Source organism: uncultured Clostridium sp. (assembly GCF_947036855.1).
In the GTDB taxonomy this organism is placed as follows: Bacteria; Bacillota; Clostridia; order Clostridiales; family Clostridiaceae; genus Sarcina.
On sequence record NZ_CAMQRY010000178.1, the window covers coordinates 1 to 3,996 of the forward strand.

Below are 3,996 nucleotides of genomic sequence, written 5' to 3' on the forward strand. Positions count from 1 at the left end.
TATCATTTAAATTAATTCCTACTTTGCTATCATTTAAACTTGGATTCAATTCTATAAATTTATTACTACTAAAGCTTTTCATATTCTTACTATCATCATTAGCTTCCATATCTTCAAATTTAAAACTAGCTAATATATCATTATCTAAAACCTTACTTCTTTTCGAATCATCTAATAAAAATGGATTTTCTATAATTTTAAGATTAAGACTTAATTCTTTTATTTCAGAATTACTAACCCCTTTACTATTTAAAGCTTTAATAATCATATCTTTAAAATGATTATCAGTATTTAAAATATTGTTTCCATGAACTTTCATATCAACGCTTTTTATTTCTTTTGTTATATCAGCTAAAAATTTGTTGAGTTCTATTCCTTCTGGGTTTTCTAACATTTCAATATTTAAACTACCATCATTTAAAATTACTTTTTGTTTTAATACTTCACTTGTAAGAAGTTCCACTGAATTTTTTAATTTAGAAACATCTAATTTACTAAAATCATTACCCTCTTTACCATTTATCAAAAATAGTAAACTTAGTAAAGATTCTAAACTTACATCAGATAAATCTTCTTCCATTCCACTAATATCATCATAAGATATCTCTTTTATAGCTTCTGTACTACTATCCTCTACATTTGAATTCTTATCAGCTTTTTCTAAAAAATTGTTACCCTCTACTTTTTTATCTACTTCATTAGTATTTTTTTTATCTAGAGGCTTTATAATTTCTTCTTTTTCAATTGTGCTATCTTTTTTCTCTTTTAAAACTGATTTAAAATCTTTTTCATTTAAACTATCATTCTTTTTTATATTCTTAGTTTTTTTAATATTACTTACTAAATCTAAGTTATTTACCCCACTCACTACTCTCATTACCCCTTTCACCTCCTTTCAAAGTTTCTAAAATGTCCAAACAAAGCAAATTCATCATTCATTATACTTTCTAGTCTATTTTTCTCTTTAACAAAGCTTTTATATTGTTTTTCTTTAAGTTTTTCTACTGTTTTTCTTTCAATTTGTTTATTTAAAACTTCTACTCTTTTCTCTTCAACAATTTTTTCTTTTATATCTAATTCTTTTTTAGTTATATCTATTGCTTTTGCTACATTTTGCATATAAATTCTTTTTATTTTTTGATACACTACTGTATCAGAATTATTTAAATCTTTATGCTTATCTAAATCACTTTCTAAAGTTTCAAGTTTTTCTTTAACTACTTCTTTTTCCATCTGTGCCTTGCTTAATATAACTGCACTTTCTTCTTCTTTTTTTCTTCTCATATCTAATATCTTTTCAAGTTTAAAATTAAATCCTGCTTCCATTTCTTCTATCTCCTACCTAAAGTTTCAAGTGATTTTATCGTTGCTTTAAAATCTGCTTTTTCATTTACTTTTTGCTTTAGGAAACTTACTATATGTGGATTCATATCTACTGCTTTATCAAGCTTTCTATTTGAACCTCTTGCATATGCTCCTATGCTTATCAAATCTTCTGATTCTTTATAAGTTGCAAGCATATCCCTTAAATTTGATGCTATATCTTTTTGTTTCTCTGATGCTACTGCTGGCATAAGTCTTGATACTGAGTTTAAAACATCTATTGCTGGATAATGATTTTTATGAGCAAGTTCTCTTGATAAAACTATATGCCCATCAAGTATTCCTCTTACAGTATCTGCAATTGGTTCATTAAAATCATCTCCATCAACAAGAACTGTATAAAATGCTGTGATTGAACCTTTTTCTGATGTTCCTGCTCTCTCCATTAATTTTGGAAGCATTGCAAAAACTGATGGTGTATATCCCTTTGTTGCTGGTGGTTCTCCAATAGCTAGTCCTATTTCTCTTTGTGCCATTGCAAATCTTGTTACAGAATCCATCATAAGAATTACTTTTTTATTTTGATCTCTAAAATACTCAGCTATAGCAGTTGCTGTTAATGCACCTTTAAGTCTTTGAAGTGGAGATTTATCAGATGTTACACATACTACAACTGACTTTTTCATTCCTTCTTTTCCAAGGTCTTTTTCTATAAATTCTAAGACCTCTCTTCCTCTCTCCCCTATAAGTGCAATAACATTTATATCTGCTTTTGCTTCTCTTGCAATCATCCCAAGTGTTGTACTTTTACCAACTCCACTTCCTGCAAATATTCCAATTCTCTGCCCTTCACCACAAGTTAAAAATCCATCTATTGCTCTAACTCCTGTTGGTAAAATATCTGTAATTCTTTTTCTTTTCATTGGGTCAGGTGGCTGCCTATCAAGGCTATAATACTCACCATCTGTAATTTCTTCTGAATTTATTGGATTACCTACTCCATCTAAAATTTTTCCAAGTAATGAATCACTACATCTAACACTAAGTGGTTTTCCTGTTGGTATAACTTTGCATCCTGGACCAATTCCTCTAAGTTCACCTATTGGCATTAGAAGAATTGTATTTTCTTTAAAACCAACAACTTCTGCTTTTATTTCTTCATTCTCTTGATTATAAATAATACAAAGTTCACCAACTGCTGATTTTATTCCCTCAACTTCAATAGTTAGTCCTATCAGCTTGCTAACTCTACCACTATAGATATAAGCACTAGTTTCTTTTATCTTTGTTTTCATAGAAGAAAAATCTATATCTAGCATAATTCACCCCTAAAAAATTTCTTTTTTAATACTTTCAAGTGCATTCTTAATTCCAACTATTACACTACCTTTATCAAAGTCTATACAAACATTTCCTGTAGATATTTCTTCATCAATAACAAAATATAATTCTGCTTTTAATCCAAACTTATCTTTTTCTTTATTTAAACTTTCCTTAATTGAATCTACCTGAGCTGCATTGCATCTTATAACAAAACTTTTACTCTCTCTAGAATCTTTTATAACTTTTATAATAAAATTATTTAATCCATCATCTCTAGTAAGTTCCCTTTCTAAAATATGCTCCGATATATTATATGCAAGGTCTAAAATTTCGTCCCTTTTTACCTCAACATAATTTTCATATTCAACCTTTGAATCATGCAAAACCTTCATAGCACTTGCTACAAGTGCTTTAGCTTCTTTTATATTTTCATCAAAAGCTGCTTTATAACCATCTTCTCTTCCATTTGCTAAACCTTCTTTATAAGCTTTTTCATAAGTTTCTTTTTCTATCTTTGCTGCCGTTATATATGCTTCTTTTATAATTTTTTCTTTCTCTATTTTTATATTCCCAAGAATTGATTTTCGCATTGATTCTAAACTTTCTTTAACTCTAACAATCTCAGCTCCATCATCAATTTCTATAATATCTTTACTTTCATAATTAGTTTTAATATTTTTTTCTTCTACCATATCAACCGAATTGCCTTTTATAATACTATAAGATGATTGCATCTTCTCCACCTCTTGCTAGAATTATTTCATTTGCTTCCTCAAGTCTTCTTATTATAAGAACAACTTTCTGCTGTGCTTTTTCAACATCTATAAGTCTTACTGGTCCAAGGAACTCCATATCTTCTTTTAATGAAGAAGCAGCTCTCTTTGATTGATTTCTAAATATAGTTTCTGCAACTTCACCTGATGAACCCTTAAGTGCAAGTGCAAGATCTTTAACATCAACTTCTCTAAGGATTCTTTGAATATAAACATCATCAATTCCCATAATATCTTCAAATACAAACATACTGCTCTTAACCTTATCAGCAAGTTCTGAATCTTCAAGTTCAAGAGATTCTGTAATATTCTTCTCTGTTGTTCTATCAACTTGATTAAGTATCCCAACTAGAGTTTCAACTCCACCAACTTCTGTAATCTCAGTTCTAACAAGTGATGAAAGCTTACCCTCTAGTACTTTTTCTATCTCTTTAATAACTTCTGGAGATGTACTTTGCATTGTTGCAATTCTATATGCAACATCACTTTGTAAATCTTCTGGAAGTTCAGCAATTATTTGAGCTGATTTTTCTGATTGAAGATAGCAAAGTATAAGTGCTATAGTTTGTGGATGCTC

General features: G+C 29.0%; 5 protein-coding genes. All 5 read right to left on the reverse strand.

Annotated elements, in window-relative coordinates; genetic code table 11:
• A partial coding sequence (locus Q0V15_RS12265; RefSeq protein WP_297439429.1) for a hypothetical protein occupies positions 1-877 on the reverse strand: 877 nt, incomplete at its 3' end.
• Positions 878-885: 8 nt separating this feature from the next.
• Positions 886-1,326, reverse strand: a complete 441-nt coding sequence (fliJ, locus tag Q0V15_RS12270) for a flagellar export protein FliJ (protein ID WP_297439430.1) — start codon at positions 1,324-1,326, stop codon at positions 886-888.
• A 5-nt stretch (positions 1,327-1,331) separates the two neighbouring features.
• Positions 1,332-2,642 carry a flagellar protein export ATPase FliI gene (fliI, locus tag Q0V15_RS12275; RefSeq protein ID WP_297439431.1) on the reverse strand — a complete coding sequence of 437 codons (1,311 nt, stop codon included), beginning with the start codon at positions 2,640-2,642 and terminating at the stop codon, positions 1,332-1,334.
• 9 nt (positions 2,643-2,651) lie between these two features.
• Positions 2,652-3,380, reverse strand: a complete 729-nt coding sequence (locus Q0V15_RS12280; protein ID WP_297439433.1) for a FliH/SctL family protein — start codon at positions 3,378-3,380, stop codon at positions 2,652-2,654.
• The coding region (gene fliG, locus Q0V15_RS12285) for a flagellar motor switch protein FliG (protein ID WP_297439432.1) at positions 3,364-3,996 on the reverse strand (633 nt) is incomplete at its 5' end. The genes Q0V15_RS12280 and fliG, both read right to left, overlap by 17 nt.

What these genes read in the sequence shown, in the direction of transcription:
- fliJ (WP_297439430.1), bottom strand. Translation starts at nt 1,326, where the DNA reads ATGGAAGCAGGATTTAATTTTAAACTTGAAAAGATATTAGATATGAGA.
- fliI (WP_297439431.1), bottom strand. Translation starts at nt 2,642, where the DNA reads ATGCTAGATATAGATTTTTCTTCTATGAAAACAAAGATAAAAGAAACT.
- Q0V15_RS12280 (WP_297439433.1), bottom strand. Translation starts at nt 3,380, where the DNA reads ATGCAATCATCTTATAGTATTATAAAAGGCAATTCGGTTGATATGGTA.